This window comes from Bradyrhizobium sp. UFLA06-06 (genome assembly GCF_054820065.1).
The window spans coordinates 1-23,239 of the sequence record NZ_JADFUD010000017.1 but is presented as its reverse complement, the minus strand read 5'-3'; the positions used below and the strand labels follow the sequence as shown (position 1 = coordinate 23,239).

Here is a 23,239-nt window from a genome sequence, read left to right as displayed (position 1 = left end):
CCCCCTCACCCGGATCGCATCGCTGATGCGATCCGACCTCTCCCCGCAAGCGGGGCGAGGTGAAGGGGGGCTCGCTCGGCGCTTCATCTCCATGTCGAAGGACCTAATATCCGGCGCGGCTGTTGGCGTAGCCGGCCGGCGCCTTGGCGTTGGCGTCGAGCAGCCAGCGCGCGCGCGGCGGCGCCTCCATCGTGTCGGTGAGGCCAAGCGCCATCCGCTCGGCACCGGCCCATGCGATCATCGCGCCATTGTCGGTGCAGAGCGCCGGCGGCGGGATGATCAGCGTGGTCTGCGCCGTCGCCGCAACCTCCTGCAGCGCGCTGCGGATCGCATGGTTGGCGGCGACGCCCCCGGCCGCGACCAGCGCGCGCGGCGTGCCGAACCGCTCCTGAAACAGCTTTAGGCCGACGCTTAGCCGGTCCGCGGTCGATTCCAGCACCGCAGCCTGGAAACTCGCGCAGAGATCGCTGACGTCCTGCGGCTCAAGCGGCTCCAGCCGGCTGGCTTCATTGCGCACCGCCGTCTTCAATCCCGAGAGCGAGAAATTCGCATCGGGGCGGCCGAGCATCGGGCGTGGAAAGGCAAACCGCGTCGAGTCGCCGCCGGCGGCCGCGCGCTCGACCTCCGGCCCGCCGGGATAGGGCAGCGACAGCATCTTCGCCACCTTGTCGAACGCCTCGCCCATCGCGTCGTCGACCGTGGTGCCGAGCCGCACATATTCACCGACGCCCACCACGGCGACGATCTGGGTGTGTCCACCCGAGGCAAGGAACAGGCAATAGGGGAACGCCAGCGCGCAGGTCAGCCGCGGCGTCAGCGCGTGCGCCTCGAGATGGTTCACCGCGATCAGCGGCGTATCGTGCACCATCGCGATCGCCTTCGCGGTGGTGAGACCGACGATCACGCCGCCGATCAGGCCGGGTCCCGCGGCTGCCGCGACCGCCGACAATTGTCGGTAGCCGACGCCGGCCTCCTTCATCGCGGAGGCGACAATGCCATCGAGCAGGTCGACATGGGCGCGCGCCGCGATCTCCGGCACCACGCCGCCGAAGCGGGCGTGCTCGTCGGTCTGCGAGCGCACGACATTGGAGAGGATTTTCGCCTGCCCGTCAGCCTGCCGCTCGACCACGGCGGCCGCGGTTTCATCGCAGGTGGTCTCGATCCCCAGCACCAGCATCGGCGGTTCGTGTCCCAATTTCGGTCCTTGTGCTACGAGCATGAGCCGGACAGGCCGGAACCGGTTTCCGGCAAGATGATGCTCATCAAAACGTCCGCTCCGGGGTAGCATTGCGAGGTCTTAAAGTGCAATCGGTCGCCAACGTCCAATTTATACGGCTGGAGGCCTAAAACCCTGACAATCCTTGTCACACGACCGCATCCGGACAATGACGCGACGCTCGCGACGCTGCGCCAACGCGGCTTTGACGCCCTGTCCGCGCCGGTGCTGCGCTTCGAGCCGGTGCCGTTCCGAGGCGACGACAATGCGGATTATGACGCCGTCATCCTGACCAGCGCCAATGCGCTGCGCGCGGTCGACCTCGCTGCCAGCCCGTTGTTGCGGCTGCCGCTGTTTGCGGTCGGCGCGCACACCGCCGATGCGGCGCGCGCCGCGGGCTTCGACAAGGTGATCGTGGCGAAGGGCGATGCAGTCTCGCTGCGCAATCTCGTGCTGGCACGGCTCAAGGCCGGCGAACTCGACGCATCAGCGACGCTGCTCTATCTCGCCGGCGCCGACCTGTCGCGCGATCTCGCGGGCGAGCTCGGCGAGCGCGGGCTCAGCGTCGTCACCCACACCACCTACCGGATGGCGCCGGTGGCCGGCTTCCCGAGGGAGGTCAGCGACGCCTTCATGGCGAACCGGATCACCGCGGTGCTGCACTATTCCCGTCGCAGCGCGCAGGCCTTTCTGGACACGATACGCGCCGACGGAATCGAGATTTCGGCGCTCGCCTTGCCGCAATGCTGCATCTCGGCGGCCGTCGCCGCGGTGCTCCATGACGCCGGCGCGACCAATGTGGTGGTGGCGGCGCGGCCGGACGAAAATGCCCTGCTGGAGGCGCTCGGCCGCACCCTGCGGCCGTGACCGGAATAATTCTTTCGTTTGACCATGATGTTAGGCGATGCTCGGTTATTCGGATCGTGCTCTAAGAACCTGGGCCGATTCTGGTAGAGTATGCGGCCAGCAGTTTTGAGGACCCCCGCGATGGCTGAAGAAAGGCCAGACGACCCAGGATCTTCGCCGGATTCCCGGCCCAAGCGCGCGCCGCCGACTATCGATCTTCAGGCGACCGAAATCTCCAGCGAACCGCCGAAAACGGAGGGGGCCGAGGAAGCCGCCAAGGAGGCTGACCAGGATGCCGGCCAGGATGCTGGCAGGGCGTCTGCGGACGCGGCGACGCCTGAGGCCGAGCCCCACGGCGACGCCGCACCGCAGGCGGAGCCGCAGCCCGAGACCGCCTCCGCGGCGCAGGACGCCGAACCGGCGCGGCCGGTGTCGCCCTGGGTGGTGGCGCCGGTATCAGGCGCGGTCGCCGCGGCGCTGGTGATCGGGGTTGGCTGGCTGCTCGGCTGGCCCGTCGTGCAGCCGGTCCCCGCACCGCAACCCAATGCCGCCATCGACCAACTCGGCACGCGCCTGAGTGCGCTGGAATCGAAAGCCGGCAGGCCGGCCGCGCCGGCCGCCGATCCCGCGGCGACGGCGCGGCTGGAGGCGCTCGACAAATCGATCGCCGCACTGCGCACCGAGCTCGCCGCGACGCGGGCGCAATCCGACAAGCTTGCCGCGGCCGCCAATGACGCGAAGGCCGCGCCGCGCGATGGCGCGGCTGCGCCTGATCTCTCCGGCATCACGGCGCGTATCGACAAGGTCGAAGGCGCGGTGAAGGCGCAGGGTGCCGCGATCGCGAGGCAGGACGGCAAGATCGCGGACACCAAGGCCGAGGCGAAGGCCGACGATGTGCCGCTGCGCCGCGTCGTCGCGGCATCGCTGCTCGACGTCGCGGTGCGTCACGGCGATCCCTATGCCTCCGCGCTCGAGGCCGCGAAGGCGCTGTCGGATGATGCCGAGGTGCTGAAGCCGCTCGAGACGTTTGCGAGGTCAGGCGTCCCGAACCCGAACGCGCTGTGCCGCGAGCTGATCGAGATCGTGCCGAAACTTGCGCCGCCTCCGCCGGAAGCTGCGGCGGCCAGCGCCGGGCTGGTCGATCGTCTGAAGGCCGGTGCCTCCACGCTGATCCAGATCGAGCGGACCGACGGCACGGGGACCGATCGCGGCAGCATCGTCGCGCGCGTGACATCGGCCGCCCTGCATAATGACCTCGCATTGACCGAGCGTGAACTGAAGTCGCTGCCGCCGGCGGATCGGACGGCGGCGCAAGCCTGGCTCGCCAAGGTGGACGCGCGCCGCGCCGCGCTCGACGCGTCGCGTAAATTTGCCGACAACGCCATGGCGGCGCTCGCCACGGTCAACCAGTAAGTCTTTGCAATAGGTCTTTGATGATCCGGATCATTCTGTTCCTGCTGCTGATCGCGCTCGCTGCAGCGGGTGCGGCCTGGATGGCCGATCAGCCCGGCGATCTCGTGCTGAATTGGGGCGGCTTGCGGCTGACGTCCAAGCAGCCGATGTACCTGCTCGGCCTCGTCGTCGTCGCCGCGATGATCGCCGGCGTGATCCTGCGCGGGCTCTGGAAGATTCCCGGGCACATCCGCCGTGGCCGGCGCGAGCGGCGTCACGCCCGCGGCCGCCACGCCATCACGCAAGGCCTGCTCGCGATCGGGCATGGCGATTCCGCAGGCGCCCGCGCGCATGCCGAAGTGGCGCGGCGCCACGCCGCAAACGATCCGCTGGCGCTGCTGCTGCACGCGCAATCGGCGCAGCTCGACGGCGATCGCGACGGCGCGCAGCGCGCCTTCCGCGCCATGGCCGAGCGCGAGGACACGCGGCTGCTTGGATTGCGCGGCCTGTTCATCGAGGCACAGCGCGCCGACGATCCGGTTGCGGCCGTGATGATCGCCGAGGAAGCGCTGAAAATGTCGCCGTCGTCGTCATGGGCCTCGCATGCGGTGCTCGGATTCTGCTGCGCCAAGGGCGATTGGGCCGGCGCGCTGTCGATCATCGACAACAACCAGAGCGCCGGATTGATCGACAAGGCGACCTATCGGCGGCAGCGCGGCGTGCTGCTGACGGCACGGGCGCTGGAGTTCGAGACCGTCGATCGCGACTTGTCGCGCTCGAGCGCGATGGACGCGGTCAAGCTGGCGCCGACGCTGATTCCGGCTGCCGTGCTCGCAGCGAAGTTCGAGAGCGAGGCGCATCAGGTGCGCCGCGCGATGCGCATCGTCGAGACCGCGTGGCTGGCGCAGCCGCATCCCGATCTCGCCGACGCCTATTCGCATGTGCGGCTCGGCGATTCCGCGCGCCAGCGCCTGGTGCGGGTCGAGACGCTGGCGGCGAAAACACCTGGCCATATCGAGGGCGCGCTGGCGATCGCGCGCGCCGCGATCGACGCGGCCGAATTCGCCAAGGCGCGCGCGGCGCTGGAGCCGTTTGTCGCGGCGCCGACCCAGCGCGTCGCGCTGTTGATGGCCGAGATCGAGCGCACCGAGCATGGCGACAGCGGCCGGGCGCGGGCCTGGACCTTGCGCGCGGTGCGCGCGCTGCACGATCCGGTCTGGACCGCCGACGGCTATGTCTCGGATCGCTGGCGTCCGGTCTCGCCGGTCACCGGCCGGCTCGACGCCTTCCAATGGCAGACGCCGGTGGCGGCGCTGCCGTCCGACAAGGGCCACGCCATCGAGCCGTCGCCCTTCGAGGAGGCGATGCTGGCGCCGCGCCGGGTCGAGCCGCCAAAGGAACTGGCCAGCGAGCCGGTGGACGCCAAGCCGGCTGAGCCGGTCGAGATCAAGCCGGTCGAGATCAAGCCCTTGGAGCCGGCCGCACCGCCCGTGCAGGACAACGCTCCGCTGCCGGCGGCCATCGAGGCCGAGCCCGCCCCAGCCCCGGCCGAGCCCGTCGCGCCGGAACCAGTTCCCGCGCCGGCCGCCGAATCGGCGCCCCCGGCGCCTGCCCCCCTGTTCCGGTCGAGGGCCGACCTGCCCAAGGCGGCGCCTGCGCCCATTCCGGCCGTAATCCCGATTGTCCGGGCTCCTGATGACCCCGGGGTCGACGAGGACGGCCCGGTGGACGAATTTGCGGAACAAATCGGCCCGCCCAAGGCCCAAGCGGGCGGCTGGCGCGGATTTCTGTCACGTTTGGGAAGCTAATTCGCGGTTAGGTAACGGCTGTATGGTTCGATACCCGCGTTGTCCTTGCCAATCGGGGTCATGCCCGATATCAGGTGGCGCGAATGATCAGACCGTTGCCGAACGGTTCGCCGCAATAGCTCAGTTGGTAGAGCACGTCATTCGTAATGACGGGGTCGGGGGTTCGAGTCCCTCTTGCGGCACCATTTCTCAGCTGTCCAGCCCGAAGACATGGGTAACAGGTCGTACCTAAGGCATGAGTGACAACCTCGCGCCGAACGGGTTGTCGAGGGGTTGCAGGGTTTTCTGCTCCAAAGCCAATGCTTGCTTCGTTTGATTTCTGCGGGACGCTCGCGCCTCGGCGTGTCAATTCTCTGCTGGAGTAAAAATAAGGGATGCTAGTAGCGCTCTTGAACGTCGGCTGGGATGTAAGAAAAGCCCAACGCCTGCGATGCGTAGAGGCGATGATAGCCGTCACGAATTTCGAATCGCCATGGTCCCTGAATCGTTCGCCATACGGGTACAGGCGGCATCGACTCGTTATCTCGAAGTCCGCGTAGTACGGCCATCATCCTGTGCTGCACGAAGCCATTTTTATCTAGCGGGCGGTCGCGCTTTATCGGCTGAATCTCGCTCAAAAGGATTAGAGTGTGTGGCGTGTCGCAGCGGTAGGCAGAAGTTGAAGCGCGAAAAGCCTCCAAACCTGCCGCTGCTATCCAATCCGCGGGAACGTCATACTCCATCGGCGATGCCGTCAATCAAAAAGACTATTCACCTTCTTAAAGAGCGCTTCGAAGCGTGCAAGCGACGCCGCGTCTATGGTTGATGGATCGCGAGCGAGTGCGGCCGCTGGCGTATAATGGTTATAGCCATCGGACTGACGTAGGTGAATTTTCTTCGACTCGATATATCGCTCGAGCCGATCAACGATTCTATCGCCCTTCGGTAGCTTCCCTTCTTTGACAGGCTCAGATAACCGATCTGCGAACGCGGTGTTGAAGTAGTGCAGGTACACCGATGGCTCAAAAAGATCTTCTGTATCGCTAGGTTTGCCGCTTACGCCGAGTTTCGACAGATCGCGGAATTGCGAAGCATCTAGAACTGCCTTCGATGCAATCATTCGTTCTCGCATCATGTCGATAAGTTTTTGCTCAGGGCTTCCTCTATAGTCGTGAAAAACGGCAATCTTCAGTTTGTTCGCGCCCAATAGAGAGATGAATGTCACGATCTTGTCCAAGCCACCTGTCGGAACGATGGTTACATCGTTACGCAAGCCTTCCTTGCCCTGTGACTCCAGCAATGCCGAAGTGGTTTGTAAGAACACCAGATCGGCGGCCCCCTCAACCAAAAGGTTCCTTTCCGAAATGAATAAGTTTTGCGCAATCGTCCATCCAAGTGCGGCCTGAAGCGGAAAAATCGTTCTAGGGTCCGTCCAAGACACATTATCTGAAATTACAGTGCCAACGCCTTTGCGATCTTCGACGACCCGGACTTCGTTTAACCTGTTCGAATGCACCATAAACGGTGAATGCGTGCTGTAAATTACCTGATGCTTTTCCGCCAAGTGATCGATGTAGCGTAGGAAGTCTTCTTGGGCGAGTGCGTGGAGACTTAACCCAGGCTCATCCAGCAGCAAGATTAGGGGCCGCTCGGTTTGGTCTTCTTGTGCTAGCTGGTATTTGACGCTGTCGAACCAAACCAAAAAGCTGAAGAACCAGATGAAGCCGCGACTCCGCTGTTGGAATGGCGTCGTGACACCGCGATGGCGGTTATTCGCAATGCGAATGTAAAGATTGGGCCCGTCATTGAAAGGTGGGTCGTCGGTTGGATCATTTCGTATTTCGATTTTCACCTGCAAGTCTTCGTTCTGCTTCCAGAACTCCATAACTTGATCACTGAGATTGATCGAAACTGCCTCTATGCGAGCTATCAGCGGCTCAACGCCTCCCGGGTCAGAGAACTGTTTGACAGAAATATTCGCCATCCGGAGCAACGCGAGAATTCCACGGTGGTCGCTGTCCAATGGCTTTTGCTTGGCTTTCTCTTCAGTGGCGCGACGAGCCAGTTCAGCAAGGTTCATTTTGCTCGGTAAGATTTCGTAGTCGCCGAAATACATGTACGTGGGCGTTCTCTTCGAAAGCCAATTCCAGACCTCTGCCTCGATTACGTTGTCCCACTTGGTTGCGGCGATGCGCGCTTTTACGCTTTCAAAACTCGCCTTGTCGGCGTCATTCAAACTGATGCCTTCGGCTGCCGCTGGTACTGAACGTATTTTATCAGCACTTTGTAAAACGGTACGATACTCGGTGCTAAGGTCAGGTGCGCTTGCGATACGAAGCAGCGCGGGCTTCTCCTTAACGGAGATGGTGATCGTCCTTGTATTGCTGTAGTGAGTTGACACAGAAAACTGAAATTTCGTGGTCAACTCGACTCCAAGCTCGCTGTTTGCCTCGCCTATCTCCTCTTCCGTTAGCTCATAGACAAGCTCAGTGGCCACCGCTGGCTTTGTTGCATGCACACGTTCGTAGGTGGTTAGATGCTTACGAGGATAATCATCAACGTAATTAAACTCCGCCAATCCGAAGACGTCGTCAGTCTTTTGCAGCGCTTGCAAGAACACCGTCTTGCCTGACTCATTCATTCCCACCAGTACGGTAGTCTGCTCTTCGACTTTGACGTCAGTTACGGTTTCGATGGATTTTATCGGTCCGACTTTGGCTTTAACTAGTTTCATAGGTATCTGCCCCGGCGGGTTAGATGTGTCTGACTTCAGGCGTTGGCCGCGGCGCGCTCCCGAATAAGCGACAACGCCGTGTTGATAGTTTCGGCCGCCGCTTCGAGTGCAATCATCGCCGCGTGTGCTTCACGACCGGCAAGATAAGGGCCGGGCGGCGGTAGCTTATCCGCGGGCGCGACCGACGCGTTTGGAAACTTTTCACCTGTTGCAATCCCATTGACGCGACCGGGATTCACGCCGAACCAAGCGGCAATATCGTGCTGCCGGTCGCCTCTTCTCAGCATCCCCTTAACGACGGACGCGTCAAACTCAGTCAACGAAATGCCGCTTGGCTCCGCCCTTGCCATCCCGACCTCTCAACCATTGATAGAATCGGGACATTCTCGGTTGAATCGCATAACCTGCCAAGAAAAAAAGCACTCCCGTGGGGATAATCGGGGATAAAGCTAATCTAACGACCGGCCCGCTTGTCAGGGAGGATTCATCCATTGCGCGCGATCACCGGCCCATAGTTCTCCGCTTCAGTGCGTATCGCAACAAGAGGCGACGGGCGGTCCTTGACGTCGTTCACGACGATTTGGTCATCCAAGTCTAGCTCGGCGGTCTTCCGAATGCCGCTTGACAAAATGCGCCTTGCGACATCCTCAACTGGAGGAGGGTGTTTCGTTGTGGTGCCGCGCCTGATCGCCGCGTGCGCGTCGCTGTCGATCGTGGTCAGCGCCTGGTTCCTCGGCGCGCGGATCTCGCGGACCCATGCCGTCGTTTTCCTCTTGCGGCACCACTGCTCCAAACATCCTCTACGTTGGACCGCGGTCGCCTAAATCCGCGCTCCGCACAATCCGCTCATGATTGCAATCGCGACCAGGCCGCCGGCTGCGAGCCCGGTTGCCCAGATCCGGTTGGCGACCGTGGTAGCGACGCCGTGGGCGATCAGGACGCCGCGCAATCCCGACGCCAGATGGGCGAGCACGAAGAACACGCCGAGCGCGTAGTGCGGCACCAGGCGAATGCTCCAGGCATCGTGGATCAGGCCGGTCGGTGCGCCCGACGCCCAGGCCCAATTGGTGTCGATGTGGTGCACGGCCCGCGCCGAGACCAATGCGGAGTTCAGATGGGTGAGGATGAATGCCGCGAGATAAATGCCGGAGCCGATCTGAAACACGCGGTAGGCATCCGCCGGCAGCGAGCTCCAGCGCCAGGCGAGCCGCACCCCGACGGCGACCTGGAACAGCATCAGGCCAACGAGGATCGGTTCGACGAGGGACGATCGATAGACCGTGCGCCCGATCTTCATCACGGCGGCATGAACCTCGGGTCCGAGCCAACCCAGCAGATGATTGGTGAGGTGAAACGCGACGTAGAGCAGGATGACCGCCGCGGCGACGCCGTGCGTCACGCGCCATTTGGCGATGGAAGGCGCAATCGCGGCTGATCCTGCCGGGCGCTCTTGCTCATCGCCGAGCAGCACATACAGGCACGCGGCCAACCAGCCCGCGACCCAGACAAGCTCGTCGCTGACGGGGATGTGCAGCAATCCGAGACCGACGCCGGTCAGTACGAACAAAGGCGGCGCAGCGATGCTGAGATAGGCGAGCCGCCGGGCGCGCAGCTCGAACGACGAAGGCTCGGCCTTGGTCATCCAGTACGCGCAGGCAAGACCCAGCAAGGGCGCGGCGGTCGCGGCCAACAGGCAAAGCGCCGCCAGGATCAGTCGCCCAAACGACACCGGACCAGCAGCGGGAGAGACCGCGAGATGAAATGCATCGAGCAGGAACGGATAAGCGATTGCGCCGGCCGCCGGGATCAGCCAGCGGAGCCTTTCGGCGGCCGTATTCGTCAAGCCATTGTCGCCCGACCGTACGCGGCCTTGTTCGAATGCACTCACTGAGCTCTCCAGGGATCGGGCATCGTGAAAGAGAGGGCCAGACCGACGAATCTATTCCCGGATCATCGTCGGATGCACAGCAGCAGCTCGTGCTGAAGACGCTGGCGCGCGCGGGCAAACGGCGTTGCGCCGAGACCTTGTCTCAAGGCGCGTAACCGTACAGCGATATGGGCCCATCGATAGGACCAAGTTCCAACAATCCGACTGGACCACGCGAACCCGCCGGCAGCTACGGTGCTGACGGCGTGATCCATCTCACAACATCCTTGGCCCGACGTGGCTGGTCTCCCGCCACAGGCCTGATCTGGTTCGGGTCGGGAAGGAGGACGCCTGCGGTCATTCCTTCGCGTTGACAAGCGATTCAATGCGCCGCGACTGCACGATGGCGTCGCCGAGATCCACGAACGCTGCAAGATCCCGAGGTGCTGCCGCGAGCCCAATTCCGTCGGCGTCACCGGCACGGGGAGCCCATATCGCGCGGCTCTCCAGAAGGTAGACGCCGTAAACCGCATCGATCCCGGTGTAGGCGTTGGTCCTCAGTTCTTCCTGGATCGAGTAAGCCGCCGGCGCGGCGTTGGTGACAATCGACGTCTCAATCAGGGCTTTTCGGTATCCAGGGCGGTGCACCACAGCTGATCCGAACGCAGCAACCAACTTTCTCTCGGAAGTCTGCACCACGACCAGCGCACCGTCGAGAATGCTGCGGAGCGAACGCTTGGTCGCGAGCGGCAGGTAATCGCGCGGATTCAGGAATACATCGACGGCTGTCGTGAGCGCGCCGCATCCGCTGTGGCCGAGCACGACGATGAGCTTGAGGCTGCCGCCAAGGTTCTCGACTGCATATTTGAGGCTTCCAAGCACCTCTATTCCGAGGCCGTTGCCCGCGACGCGGACCACGAAGAGATCATTGGGCCCTTCATTGAAAATGAGTTCAACGGGGACACGGGCGTCGGAGCAGCCGAGCACGGCTGCAAACGGTCTTTGCTTCGGTACGGCGCTGTCAGCCAGCAGGCCCAGGTCACGCAGACTGTTTGCAAGACCTCACCTCTAAAAAGAAGTTCTGCCTAGCGTCCCGTGGATCGGCTGGTTCGGTTACCAGATCGTGGAGGGAGGGGTCGCTACCTCGATGTCGCTCTATTGGATGGCGCGCGCCTGCCGCTCAAGCGTTCGACCTCGTCGTAGTTCGTGCATAGCGCGGCCAGTTATAGATCGAATAGACGGCGCAAAACTTCCCGCAAGCTATCGATCCGAACAAAGAACTTACTCGGAATGTAGACGTGATTCTTTCGGTCTATCCGCACACCTTCCTTATTACGTCTTCCCTTTGCAGTTTTGAGGTCCGCTGCCCTTGGAAGCGGCTCACCCGGCGGTGCGCCCAGCCAGTAAAATGGCCCTAAGACAAGCTCCGCGCTGATGCCGATGCAGATTACGCAACCACTTGGCTTTTCGAACAACGAGCGCGCAATCGAAATTGTGCCCGGCTTCTTCGAAGTGCTCGCTTTGAACTGAACATGCCTGACCACCGCACCGTATGACATTACGATGTCGTATCCGTACGCATCGAATTCTGATCGGAGGATTTCTACGTCTCTAATTCCGAGCTTCCACAACTCGCGCAGCGCATCGCCAACAAACACGTGTTCAACGATGCGCTCGCGGAGTGAGGAGTGTTGGTAGTGCGCCTTACTGTCCATCGCGGGGCGCACCTGTTAGGGACTTCCGGTGCTGGGCTTAACCGGGGCAGCTGAACGATCCGAAGCAGACTTAGCGGCCGCAATAAGAATTTCCGACAGGGCCTTATTGGCGTTGCCTGCGTGCGTAAGCAGCAGATCAGATAGCTTCGTGTTTTGGATCTGGAGTGTTTTTAGTATCTCAGTTCGTTCAGCTTGCAGGGATGCCGTTTGAGCCCGCAGAGATTCAAGCTCATGATTGACCGCTGAGAAGGCATAATAGCAAATTACGAGCGCAAGGCCGACGGGCACGAGGAGAGACGTGTTGGCAATCACCCATGCTAGGTCAAGCGCTTGTCTGCCCTTCGAGCGTCCAGTCGGCTGGGTAGCCGTTACTTTCAGATCCTCGCCAACAACTTTGGCTGGTATCACGACTTGGATCACTTCAGGCCCGCCGAGTGCTTCTCGAAACGCAAGAGGGGCGTAAATCGTAAGTAACGATAGAACGAAATCGCGAAGCTCTGCGCTGTCAATGCCAGTAATATCCAAGATTGGCTTCAGCGATCCATATTCGAGGCTTACGAGTCTTAGCTCAATGTCCACGGTTCGGAGCACTCTCCCTCGAGAGTAGGCGCGTTGGACTTCGTCATTTATGTGCCTCTGCAGAGCAGCAGGAAACCCGAGCCGGAATCGTTGCTCGAGCACCCCTATCTGCGACCCCCCAGGTGCTGGCACATCGTCGGGGAAAGGTTCATCACGCGAAGCGATAAGAAATCGATGCCAGAATGCTTTCCTCTCCGAGTAGGAGTCTTCTGAATAGGTGAGTATGTCTAATGCAATTTCGATGAACATCCGCCCCCCAAAGAGAATTAATTCGTTCGTCTCAATATGGCGCTAGCGACTAACAAGCTCTCGCATTCTTTGAGAGCCTCCTCATCAGTCAAGTCTCGAACAATGGAGGCCTCTCTTGTTAGGCGATCCAGCGCGGCCTCGTAAAGCTGTCTCTCGCTGTAGTTCTGCTTTTCATCTTCAGGCGCCCGGTACAGATCGCGCACGACTTGCGCGATTGCGACAATGCTTCCTGAGTTGATTTTAGCTTCGTATTCGTGGGCTCTTGCGGGCCACTCTTCCTTTTGCGCGTGAGGAGACTGTGCAAGCACACGATAGGCTTCTTGAACCGTTTTGGAGTCGGACAATTTCCGGATGCCGACGTTTGCGACCTTTGCCGTTGGAACGCGCAGGGTCATTCTATCCTTCATGAAGTTGATGACGAACAACTCAAGCTTGGCACCCGCAATCACCTGTTCTTCTATCGCCAGTATGTGGCCGACGCCGTGCGCGGGATAGACGATGAACTCATTTGCGCGAAATCCTTGCCGTTCGATCGTCGGCTTTTTCGGCGCAGGGCGAGTAGGTGCCGGACTTGGAGATATGTCAGTCGTTGTGCCTTGTTCAACATCGGGCGACGCAGGCTTTCTCGACCGATCGTCTTTTTCGCGCGGTCGAGTGCCTTGCACTATTGAGCGACTGCTTTGGGGGGCGCAGTAGCGAGCCTGTTGGGTGTTTGCGTATGCTCTGGCACGCGAATACTCATCAGGTAGATATACCCTCTCAGCCAACGTAAGCGCATGGGCAACGCGATCAGTAATCTGAACCGCAGTCCATCGCTGTTCTGCCATGAACTTAATTAGCTCGCGGTCGTCGCCGTTGCCTGCAACAAGCAGCAAATGGGAGAGTGCTAATTGGTTCGGATCGTTGTTCATCCGGACCATTTTGCGTATGCCCCATAGCCAATAGGCGCCAAGTGCTGCAACGGCCACAGCGACGGCATAAAGCATTGCTATCCCCTACTCATACGCATCGCCGCCATTGTCAAAAGATGAAGCCCGCGACAACCGTGATGATGGACGCGTAGACGGCGCCAGCGACTATCGAACCTAGGATCGCCATTCTCGGTTCGGCTCGGTAATCTGCGCGAGAGCCTACTTCGCAACGTTGGCGCTGTTCATCGCGCCACGAGCGAACTGCGACAAGATGGTGCAGAGAACGAGAGCTATGAAAAAGACACCCCAAGACCAATTCATTTGACCACCCCGATCGGTTGAACGGGGGCAGCAAAGCACGTTTGAGTTAGCTCGGAAACCAGGGAGCGTTGGTTGGGAGCCGGAATCTGGAATTCTGGAATTTTCCACGCATTGCCGGAGGGGTCACTGCCGAAGCCGCGCCGACGAATTTTGGGTCCTACCCCTGCCGCTGCGCCGACAGCGCCCAACGCCAGGCCGCCAGGCGAGCAGTGGCCAACCGCGCATCGGTCATGATTTCGGAATACTGGAAATGTACCCTTGATTTGCCCGACGGGTCAAGTTGCCTTGTCGAGCGCCGGCATCCGCCGGCTCCTTTGCATGGGGTTGTTTTCGATATTTTGGTGGGAGCCGTAGCCACCGGGCGTGATGGCGCCTCTCTTGAAGGCGCACAGGCCTTTCCAGGCTGTCGCTCACATCGTATCGGACCGGGAGAAGGTGGCTGCGACCAGAAAACGAAAGCGCCCCTGGATCGGATCCAGGGGCGCTTTGCGTTGAGAGTGCGTTCGCTGCGTTACTCGGCGACCGTCTGCACGACGTTGCCGATCGGCCGGCCCGTTGCGATCGGCTTCTCGGTCTTCGCCATCATCGCGTCGTATTCGGGCAGCGTCTCGAGCTGGGTCTTGGCCTTCATCCAGACCACCTTGTAGCCGCCCGCCTTCAGCTTACGCAGCAGCGTCGGCAGCGCCTGCGCGGTGTGCTTCTGCAGGTCGTGCATCAGGATGATGCCCTTGTGCTCCTTGTCGAGCTTGGTCATCACGTTGTTGATCACCTCATCCGCGCTCTTGGACTTGAAGTCGTTGGAGTCGACGTCGACCGAGAACATCGCGATGTTGCGGGTGCCGAGATAGGCGGTTGTCGCCGGGGTGTGCGCCAGCGCCGGGAAGCGGAAGAACGGAGCCGGGTTGGCACCCAGCGCCAGCTTCACCGCGCTAAAACCCTTCTCGATCTCGTCCTTGGCCTGCTGCTCGGTCAGCTTCTTGCTGGCGAGATGCGCATGCGACCAGGTATGGGCGCCGATGGTGTGGCCGGCGGCGGCAACCTGTCGCAGGATGTCCGGGTGATAGGTGGTGTGCAGGCCGATCGGGAAGAACACCGCCTTGGTGCATTCATCGGCCAGCGCCTTGAGCACGGCCGGTGTGGTCGGCCACGGACCGTCGTCGAAGGTCAGCACGACCTCCTTGTCGGTCAGGAAGTCATACTGCTTGTACTGCAGGAAACCGAAGCCCGGGCCGCCATTGGTGTCGACCACGACGGTGCGGCTGATGCCGAGCGCATCGGGGTTGGCGCATTTGGACGCAGCCGCGACGGGAGCCGGCGCCGGAGCAGGAGTGGCGGCCGGTGCCGCGGCCTGGGTGGCATCGGCGCGCTTCGACAGCGCGGCGGTCGTCTCGACATCGTCCTTGGCGGCCTGTTTTGCCGCCGCGGGAAGCGGATCGGCCTTGGCCGCAGCCGTGGTTTGCGGAGGAGCCGCGTCGGCACGCGGCGAGGAGGTCCAGAACCACACGCCGGCGATCACGATCGCCGTTACAACACTGGCCAGCATCAGGCCCAACGCACTACGCATCGCTACACACTCTCTCGGAACTTAAGGATACGCCACAGCCGTAACGAGCGATTAATGCCAACAAGGTCTTAACGCGATCCCAACAAGGCGCCGGAAGGACAAGAAAAAGCGGGCGTTACCATGCGTGATGGCCATCACAGTCGGTTTCAAGCTTCTTCGCGGCAACGAAACGCTATAGAACCGGCCTCGCATTGGTTAGAGGCTTTGAGAGATGACCCGATTTCTGTTTGCCGTCGTTCCGCTGGTTTTGTTGACGTCGGCCGTCTCGGCGCAGCAGCAGGGGCGCGATGCCTGCTCGCGCGATGCCTCGCGGTTCTGCCGCGCCCATCTCAGCGAGGGCGATCAGGTCGTGCTGGCGTGCCTGAAGGAGCATCGCAGCCGCCTCAGCAAGGCCTGCCAGCAGACGCTCGCCGATCACGGGCAGTAGACCCATCAGCTGTCATTCCGGGGCATCGCGGAGCGATGAACCCGGAATCTCGAGCTAATAATCTCCAGATTCCGGGTTCGCGCTATTCGCGCGCCCCGGAATGACAATGGAGAGACTAGGTACTACTTCCCGCTGCGGTCGCGACCACCGGGATCACCTCCTTGGCGGCGCGATCCGGGGTCTCGTCCTTCCAGCGCACCGATCCGAACGGACGCTCCAGCATCCGGCGCACGCGGATCGGCTCGGCGCCGATATGGAAGTCGGCCGCCTTCTGATGCAGTTCGCGCTCGATCTGCGTGGCGCGGTTGCGCTGGCGCAGGAAATCGAGCCAGGTCGGGCAATGATAGCGCTCGGTCCACAATTCGGGATCGGCGATGTCGCGCGCGATCGACCAGCCATAGGCGCCGTTGCGCTGGCGGCTGAGCTGCACGTCCTGCATCACATTGTGGAAGGCGCGGGCATTGTCCTGCGCCACCCGGTATTCGATCTCGACCACCAGCGGCCCGCTGCGCCCGCTCAGTTGCAACCGCACCTCGGGATCGGCCAAGGTATCGGTCGCGTCTTCGTTGCGCGCGCCGATCGGCGGCATCCTGAGCCAGATGCCGAGCAGCGGCGACAGCAGCATCAGACCGGCGGAGATCAACAGCGCCATCTCGACGCCGCCCGCGTCCGTGATGCGGCCCCAGCACCAGCTGCCGATTGCGATGCCGCCGGCGATCGCGGCCTGGAAGGCGGCCAGCGAACGGCCCGCGACCCAGCGCGGCGCCGAGAGCTGCACGCCGATATTGAACAGCGCGATCGCCAGCATCCACACCGCTCCGGCAACGACCAGCGCGGCGGCGGTGATCACCGGCTGCTTGCTCACGGCAACCGCGGCGATCGCCGCGCCCATCGTCAACGCGCAGACGCGTATGGCGGCTTCGCCGCTGAGTCGGCTGCGGATCTCGCTGATGTTGAGCGCGCCGATCACCGCGCCCATGCCGAAGGCGCCGAGCATGATGCCGTAGGTCTGCGCGCCGCCATGCAGGAGGTCGCGCGCCACCAGCGGCATCAGCGCCGAGACCGAGCCGCCGATGATGCCGGTCACCATGGTGCGGGTCAGCACGATCTTGATCGACGGCGAATTGGTGATGTAGCGCACGCCGGAGACGATGGCGCGGTTCAGCCGCTCGCGCGGCAGCCGCGACGGCTCGCTGACGCGATTCCACAGGAACAGCACGACGAGCAGCGGCAGATACAGCACGGCATTGGCGGCGAAGGCGGCGACGGCGCCCGCGGACGCGACCACGATGCCGCCGATCGCCGGACCGAAGCTGCGCGCGATGTTGTAGCTGATGCCGTTGAGCGCGACCGCGGCGGGCAGCGTCTCCGGCGGCACCTGCTCGCTGACCGAGGATTGCCAGGCCGGGCCGAACAGCGCCATGCCGCTGCCGACGACGAAGCACAGCGCGAGCAGGATGTTCGGCGTTACCAGATTGAGCCAGGCCAGCACGGTCAGGGTGGTGGCGCCGGTCAGCGCAATCGCCAGCGACACCAGCGCGACGATGCGGCGGTCGTGCATGTCGGCGATGGCTCCGGCCGGCATCGAGATCAGCATCACCGGCAACATCAAGGCGGTCTGCACCAGCGCGACCTTGTCGGCCTCCGAGGTCATCTGCGTCATCGCCCAGGCGGCGCCGACGCCCTGGATCAGGATACCGAGATTGGAGAGCAGGCTCGCGAGCCAGATTCGCCTGAAGATTGAATGCCGCAACGGTGCAGTGATACTGTCGGAGCGATCACGCGGTTCGGTCATATCCAGTTCCGGTTGGCCTGCTATGGCTTGTTGGACGATTCCGGCTGCACCATCTGATGCCCGCGAAACGCGGGTTCTGTCCAGCGATTACGGCACCCTTGGCGGGGATAGGACACAGCTAAAGCACTGAAAGACCTGAGGAAGGCCAAGGGAAGGTCAAGGGAAGGTCGGGGGAGGGGCAATGGCGCTGTCGCGGCGGAGAATTTTGCAAGGGGCCGGCGCCCTGTCCCTGCTGGCCGGCCGCCTCGGCGCCCCGGCCTCGGCTCAGTCGGCCTCGGCGCAGCCGGTGCCCGCCGGTGATACCCCGCCGATCCTGTTCGTGCATGGCAATGGCGATCACGCCCCGCTCTGGATGACGACGTTCTGGCGGATGGAATCGAACGGCGTGCCGCGCGAACGCATGGCGGCGATCAATTTCACCGATCCGCTGGCGCGCAGTGACGACAAGATCGAGCAGGCCAGCCGCTCCTCGACCGAGGACCAGCGCCGCGAGCTCGCCGAGGCGATCAGGGAGCTGAAGCAGAAGACCGGCGCGCCGCGGGTCGCGCTGGTCGGCAGTTCGCGCGGCGGCAATGCGATCCGCAACACCATCAAGAATGGTGGCGGCGGCGACATCAGCCACGCGGTGCTGTGCGGCACGCCCAATCACGGTGTCTATGCGTGGGACGACGGGCTCGGCAACGAGTTCAACGGTCGTGGTCCGTTCCTGCGCGGACTGAACGATGGCGAGAGCGAAGTCACTGTTGGCACCGCATTCCTGACGCTGCGCAGCGACGGCCTCGACAAATATGCGCAAGCCGACGGCCGCTTCGTCGGCAAGCCGGGCACGCCGACCAACGTCACGACGGAAGGCCCGGCGCTGAAAGGCGCGACCAATCTGGTGCTCGGCGCGGTCGATCATCGCGAGACCGCCTTTCATCCGCGCGCCTTTCGCGAGATCTACAAATTCATCGCACGGCACGAGCCGTCGCGGATCGAGATCGTGCCGGAGACGGCGGTGAGGCTGAGCGGCCTCGTCACGGGTACGCCCGGCGGCGTGCCGACCAACCGGCCGGTGCCGGGCGCCACGGTCGACATCTATCATGTCGCGGCGGAGACCGGCGAGCGCATCGGCGGCCCGCTGCACAGCTCGCAGACCGGCGCGGACGGCCGCTGGGGTCCGGCGCAGGTCGACCCGTCGTGGTCGCTCGAATTCGTCCTGACGTCACCTGGTACGGCGACGACGCACATCTATCGCTCGCCGTTTCCGCGCTCATCCGAGATTGTGCATCTGCGCGCGGCGCGGCCGCTGGGGTCGGCCGATGCCGGCGCAGGCGCGGTCGTGCTGATGTCGCGGCCGCGCGGCTATTTCGGCCTGCCGCGCGATATCGTGCTGTTCGACGGCAAGGAGCCGGCCGATGTAAAACCCGGCGTGCCGACGGATTCGGTGACGACGTTGCGGCTCGCCGCGGACGATGTCGGGCGTCCGGTCGCCGCGATCTTCAACGGGGAACGCATTATGATGCGGGCCTGGCCGGCGTCGGAGAATCGGATTGCGGTCGCCGAGCTGACTTATTAGGTCTGGTGCAGGGTCCGCGCGCCTTCTTGGCGCCGGGATCGCATGGCCGGATCGGCCGTCGCGTGAGGCAGGAAGCGAGGACCATGAGCATAGCCGAGGTCTACGATATCACGGTCACGCGGCGTCCCCTGGTCCCGCCGGCCCCGCCGCGCGCGCCGGACGATATGGGCGCGTTCCAGCGCATGCGGGTGATGCGCAACTCGCCGATCGAGACCTGGGGCCAGCGCGCCTATGAGGACGACATTGTCCAGGGCCGTTTTCTCGGCCGCTCGAGCTTCATCCTCAACACGCCCGATGCGATCCGCCATGTGCTGGTCGACAATTACGAGAACTACACCCGCACGCCGGCCGGCCTTCGCGTGCTGCGTCCGATGCTGGGCGAGGGGCTGTTGATCGCCGAAGGGCGTGCGTGGAAGCATCAGCGCCGCACGCTGGCGCCGGCGTTCACGCCGCGCGCGGTGACGACGCTGGTGCCTTACATGATTGCGGCGGTCGACGAGACCATCGCCAAGCTGAACTCCGCGAGTGGCGGCCCGGTCGATCTGCGCGAGGCGATGCAGCGCATGACGCTGGAGATCGCCGGCCGCACCATGTTCTCGTTCGGCATGGATCGCCACGGCGCCGCGCTGCGCGACTTCGTGATGGAGTATGGCAACACGCTGGCGCGGCCGCACATGCTGGATCTGGTGCTGCCGTTGAACTGGCCGACGCCGCAGGATTTCCGGCGCGCCCGTTTCCGCAAGCGCTGGACCGCGTTTGTCGGCATGCTGATGGCCGAGCGACGTGCGGCCGGCAAGGATGACAATGCGCCGGCGCGCGACCTGTTCGACCTGATGGGCGCCGCGCGCGATCCTGAAACCGGCGAGGCCTTTACCGATGCCCAACTCGGCGACCAGGTCGCCACCATGATCCTGGCCGGCCACGAGACGACGGCGACCGCGCTGTTCTGGGCGCTCTATCTGCTGGCGCTCGATCCCCTGACCCAGGAACAACTGGCAGCAGAAGTCGGGAGCGCGGCGACGTCTGGCGCGCTCGACATCGAGCGACTGAAATTCACCCGCGCGGTGATCGACGAAACCATGCGGCTTTATCCGCCGGCGTTCCTGATCGCGCGTGCGGCAGGCGGTCCCGATACCATCGCGGGCCGTCCGGTCAGGAAGGGTGACGTAATCCTGATTGCGCCGTGGCTGTTGCACCGGCATGAGAAGCTGTGGCGCGATCCGAACGCGTTCGTGCCGGCGCGGTTCATGACGGGAACGCCGCCCGATCGGTTCGCCTATCTGCCGTTCGGGGTCGGCGCGCGGGTCTGCATCGGTGCGCATTTTGCGCTGGTCGAGGCGACGCTCGCGCTTGCGAAGATTGTCGGCGCATTCCGCGTCGCGCTGGCGGACAAGGATCCGGTGCTGCCGATCGGCGTGGTGACGACACAGCCGAACCGCTCCCCGGCGTTTACGATCAAGCCGCGCTAGCCTTGCGCGGCGATGTCCCAATGCTCATCTAGGGGCTCACCATGAGCGATACGCAGGCCCATTTCGCAGTCCTCAGGCAGACGACCGATCCGGCCGTCGTCGATGCCATGCTGCAGCTGATCGCGGACGGTCATGACCGGGATCTCAATCGTATCAATCTGCTGGATTTCTCGAACCGGACCGGGCTCGACCAGGAGAAGGTGATCTCCGGCTTCCTGCATGCGTCGCGGCTCGGCCTGTTCGACATGAGCTGGAATGTGCTGTGCCCGGGCTGCGGCGGCGTGCTCGATGCGCATTCGACGCTGAAATCGCTGCGCCATGACGACTACAATTGCGCGCTGTGCGCGGCCGGATACGAAGCGTCCGTCGACGATCTGGTCGAGGTCGCCTTCACCGTCAGCCCGCGCGTGCGCCGCATCGGCGCGCATGATCCGAATACGCTGCCGATCTGGGAATATGTCCGCCAGATGTTCTGGAGCTCGGGCATCGAGCTCAACGAAGACTCGCTGGAGCGTCTGCTCAAGGAGGTGACGCTGGAATCGCTGGAGTTGCCGGCCGGCGAAAAGGCGCTGCTGTCGCTGCAATTGCCGAAGCAGTTCCTGATCGTGTTCGAGCCGGTGACGCACTCGGCGCATTTCTTCGACGTGCAGGGCGAGCCGACCACCGAACGCCAGCAGTTCTCGATCGTGTTCAACAAGCTGCAGGCGCCGACCGGCACCACGGTGCTGCGGCCGGGGCCGCTCCGGCTGTCGCTGGACAACCAGACCGACACCCGCGTGCTGCCCGCGGTGTGGGTCGCGGCCGATGCGCTGCATGAGCTGCTCGGCAAGCGCAAGCCGATCCTCACCGCGAAGCGGATGCTGTCGAACCAGACCTTCCGTGATGTGTTCAAGGCCGACAACCTCACGGTCGACCAGCGGCTGAAGATCACCGCGCTCACCTTCCTGTTCACCGATCTCAAAGGCTCGACCGCGCTCTATGAACGGGTCGGCGATCTCGCCGCGTTCGATCTGGTGCGCGCGCATTTCCACGCGCTGCTCGAGATCATCGCTTCCGAGCACGGTGCCGTCGTGAAGACGATCGGCGATGCCGTGATGGCGACCTTCATCCGGCCCGAGCATGCATTGTCAGCGGGCCTGCGCATGCGGGCGGCGATGAAGCAGCTCAACACCGAGCGCGGCAAGGAGGATCTGATCGTCAAGATCGGCATCCATGAGGGGCCGTGCCTCGCGGTGACGCTGAACGAGCGGCAGGATTATTTCGGCCAGACCGTGAATATCGCCGCCAGGGTGCAGAGCCTGTCGACCTCGCAGGAAATACATTTAACCCAGCCGGTGATGGAATCGGCGGAGGTCGCAGGCATTCTCGATCGCGCCGCGATCAAGCCGATCCAGAAGGAAGCGGCACTGCGCGGCATTGCCGACAAGCTCGTGGTGTACGAGATACCGTAGTCATATTGCTGAAACGTAATGTTTGCCGAAACGTAATGTCGCAGCGGGAACCTGCGCGGATTGCACCGGTTCTGTTTCCACGCCATATAGATTTCGACGGAGCGTGGTCTGGAAAACTTTATAGCCGGATAGATCACGCTCAAATCAGGCAGGCTTCATTCCACAGAGAGAACGATGCTCGACGGATTTCGCCAATTCATTGCCGATATCGTTTCCCCCGATGCTCAGGCCGACCGCACCTTCGATGACGGCGACTATCGCCTGGCGGCGACGGCGCTGCTGGTGCATGTCGTCTCGCTGGACGGCGAGCCGACGCCTGCCGAGACGCGCAAGCTGCACGGCCTGATCGAGAGCCGTTTCCAGCTCGACCGCGGCGCGGCCGACAAGCTGATCGCTTCTGCCATGCGCGTCGAGGGCGAGGCCGTCGATCTCTATCACTTTACCAGTGTGATCATGCGCTCGGTGAACGAGGAGGGACGGCTGCGCATTGTCGAGATGATGTGGGAGTTGGTCTATGCCGACGGCCAGGTCAGCGAGTTCGAGGACAATGTGGTCTGGCGCGCCGCGGATCTGCTCGGCATTTCCTCGCGCGACCGCATCGATCTCAAGCATCGGGTCGCCGAGAAGCAGGCGGCGCTGCCAAAGGGCCCCTGGGGCACGGCTGACGCCGCAATCTGACGCGGCCGCCCGCGCCGGCGGACGCATCGTCACCGGTATCACGGATGACGAAATTTTAATGTCCGCCGCGATTGTGGGCGATCCGACTGAAAATCTGGCGTTTCATCACAAAACCAGTGCCTCGCCGCTGTCCACAAGCTTACACACGGCTTGCGTCCCACCGCATGCCTATGCTCTCGTCGCCTTGTTGGGGACCTCACTAGATTTTGCAGTAAGAGTTTGAAACGTGACCGAGCGTGTGACGCTGATAACCGGGGCATCGGCGGGCATAGGCACCGAACTGGCGCGCGTGTTTGCATCGAATGGTCACCGTGTGGCGCTGGTGGCGCGGCGCGCCGACCGCCTGAAGGCGCTCGCCGACGAGCTCGGGGCCAAGGGCGGCGCAGCGCCGATTGTGATCCCCTGTGATCTCCAGCACAGCGATGCGGGCGATCGGATCGCGCAGGCCCTGACCGATGCCGGGGTCGAGGTCGAATTTCTGGTCAATAATGCCGGCTTCGGCCTGTTCGGCCGCGCCATCGAGCGCGACCGTGCCGAGCAGCTCAACATCATCAATGTCAATATCCGCGCGCTAACCGATCTGACGCTGCGCTTTGCCGACCAGCTGATCCGCAACCGCGGCGGCATCCTCAATCTCGGCTCGATCGCCGGATTTCTGCCGGGACCCGGCATGGCCGTGT

General features: G+C 63.1%; 19 protein-coding genes and 1 tRNA gene. 10 read left to right on the top strand and 10 right to left on the bottom strand.

Annotation, left to right across the window (positions count from 1 at the left end):
• Positions 1-103 precede the first annotated feature (103 nt).
• Complete coding sequence (gene tsaD / locus IF803_RS16650) at positions 104-1,177, bottom strand: tRNA (adenosine(37)-N6)-threonylcarbamoyltransferase complex transferase subunit TsaD (protein WP_411783983.1); 1,074 nt, start codon at positions 1,175-1,177, stop codon at positions 104-106.
• Between the two features lie 174 nt (positions 1,178-1,351).
• On the opposite strand from tsaD, the gene IF803_RS16645 reads away from it, so the two are divergent.
• The 4 genes from IF803_RS16645 (at position 1,352) to IF803_RS16630 (ending at position 5,447) form a co-directional block, all read left to right on the top strand.
• Entirely contained in the window at positions 1,352-2,083 is a 732-nt protein-coding gene (locus IF803_RS16645) for a uroporphyrinogen-III synthase (protein WP_461192892.1), read from the top strand.
• 120 nt (positions 2,084-2,203) lie between these two features.
• The gene (locus IF803_RS16640) at positions 2,204-3,475 is read left to right on the top strand and encodes a COG4223 family protein (protein WP_461192824.1); all 1,272 of its coding nucleotides are present in this window, start codon (positions 2,204-2,206) and stop codon (positions 3,473-3,475) included.
• Positions 3,476-3,495: 20 nt separating this feature from the next.
• On the top strand, positions 3,496-5,262 hold the full coding sequence (locus IF803_RS16635; RefSeq protein WP_461192823.1) for a heme biosynthesis HemY N-terminal domain-containing protein: 1,767 nt from the start codon (positions 3,496-3,498) through the stop codon (positions 5,260-5,262).
• Between the two features lie 109 nt (positions 5,263-5,371).
• Positions 5,372-5,447: transfer RNA gene (locus IF803_RS16630), tRNA-Thr, on the top strand.
• 548 nt (positions 5,448-5,995) lie between these two features.
• On the opposite strand, the gene IF803_RS16625 is transcribed toward IF803_RS16630, so the two are convergent.
• From IF803_RS16625 to IF803_RS16590, 8 genes are all read right to left on the bottom strand, one after another.
• Positions 5,996-7,975 (bottom strand): AAA family ATPase, encoded by a 1,980-nt coding sequence (locus IF803_RS16625; protein ID WP_461192822.1) that lies wholly within the window; start codon positions 7,973-7,975, stop codon positions 5,996-5,998.
• 35 nt (positions 7,976-8,010) lie between these two features.
• The gene (locus tag IF803_RS16620) at positions 8,011-8,325 is read right to left on the bottom strand and encodes a hypothetical protein (RefSeq protein ID WP_461192821.1); all 315 of its coding nucleotides are present in this window, start codon (positions 8,323-8,325) and stop codon (positions 8,011-8,013) included.
• Between the two features lie 470 nt (positions 8,326-8,795).
• Positions 8,796-9,863: a hypothetical protein gene (locus IF803_RS16615; RefSeq protein WP_461192820.1), complete on the bottom strand. Its 1,068-nt coding sequence runs from the start codon at positions 9,861-9,863 to the stop codon at positions 8,796-8,798.
• Positions 9,864-10,199: 336 nt separating this feature from the next.
• On the bottom strand, positions 10,200-10,829 hold the full coding sequence (locus IF803_RS16610; protein WP_461192819.1) for a carbonic anhydrase: 630 nt from the start codon (positions 10,827-10,829) through the stop codon (positions 10,200-10,202).
• 236 nt (positions 10,830-11,065) lie between these two features.
• On the bottom strand, positions 11,066-11,557 hold the full coding sequence (locus IF803_RS16605; protein ID WP_461192818.1) for a hypothetical protein: 492 nt from the start codon (positions 11,555-11,557) through the stop codon (positions 11,066-11,068).
• A gap of 15 nt (positions 11,558-11,572) precedes the next feature.
• The gene (locus IF803_RS16600; RefSeq protein ID WP_461192817.1) at positions 11,573-12,385 is read right to left on the bottom strand and encodes a hypothetical protein; all 813 of its coding nucleotides are present in this window, start codon (positions 12,383-12,385) and stop codon (positions 11,573-11,575) included.
• Positions 12,386-12,402: 17 nt separating this feature from the next.
• Complete coding sequence (locus IF803_RS16595) at positions 12,403-13,371, bottom strand: CarD family transcriptional regulator (RefSeq protein ID WP_461192816.1); 969 nt, start codon at positions 13,369-13,371, stop codon at positions 12,403-12,405.
• Between the two features lie 757 nt (positions 13,372-14,128).
• Positions 14,129-15,181, bottom strand: a complete 1,053-nt coding sequence (locus IF803_RS16590) for a polysaccharide deacetylase family protein (protein ID WP_461192815.1) — start codon at positions 15,179-15,181, stop codon at positions 14,129-14,131.
• A gap of 211 nt (positions 15,182-15,392) precedes the next feature.
• On the opposite strand from IF803_RS16590, the gene IF803_RS16585 reads away from it, so the two are divergent.
• Positions 15,393-15,608 carry a cysteine rich repeat-containing protein gene (locus IF803_RS16585; protein WP_028343780.1) on the top strand — a complete coding sequence of 72 codons (216 nt, stop codon included), beginning with the start codon at positions 15,393-15,395 and terminating at the stop codon, positions 15,606-15,608.
• 115 nt (positions 15,609-15,723) lie between these two features.
• Here the strand turns inward: IF803_RS16585 and IF803_RS16580 are convergent, their stop codons facing one another.
• Positions 15,724-17,403, bottom strand: a complete 1,680-nt coding sequence (locus IF803_RS16580) for an MFS transporter (protein WP_461192814.1) — start codon at positions 17,401-17,403, stop codon at positions 15,724-15,726.
• A gap of 181 nt (positions 17,404-17,584) precedes the next feature.
• Here IF803_RS16580 and IF803_RS16575 point away from each other — a divergent pair, with 181 nt between their 5' ends.
• From IF803_RS16575 to IF803_RS16555, 5 genes are all read left to right on the top strand, one after another.
• The gene (locus IF803_RS16575; protein ID WP_461192813.1) at positions 17,585-18,961 is read left to right on the top strand and encodes a hydrolase; all 1,377 of its coding nucleotides are present in this window, start codon (positions 17,585-17,587) and stop codon (positions 18,959-18,961) included.
• 83 nt (positions 18,962-19,044) lie between these two features.
• Positions 19,045-20,430 (top strand): cytochrome P450, encoded by a 1,386-nt coding sequence (locus tag IF803_RS16570; protein ID WP_028343777.1) that lies wholly within the window; start codon positions 19,045-19,047, stop codon positions 20,428-20,430.
• A 41-nt stretch (positions 20,431-20,471) separates the two neighbouring features.
• Positions 20,472-21,881, top strand: coding sequence for an adenylate/guanylate cyclase domain-containing protein (locus tag IF803_RS16565; RefSeq protein WP_028343776.1), 1,410 nt, complete (start codon positions 20,472-20,474; stop codon positions 21,879-21,881).
• 174 nt (positions 21,882-22,055) lie between these two features.
• Positions 22,056-22,559, top strand: a complete 504-nt coding sequence (locus IF803_RS16560; protein ID WP_461192812.1) for a tellurite resistance TerB family protein — start codon at positions 22,056-22,058, stop codon at positions 22,557-22,559.
• 226 nt (positions 22,560-22,785) lie between these two features.
• Positions 22,786-23,239, top strand: a 454-nt coding sequence (locus IF803_RS16555; RefSeq protein WP_461192811.1) for an SDR family NAD(P)-dependent oxidoreductase, incomplete at its 3' end; no start/stop codon positions are given.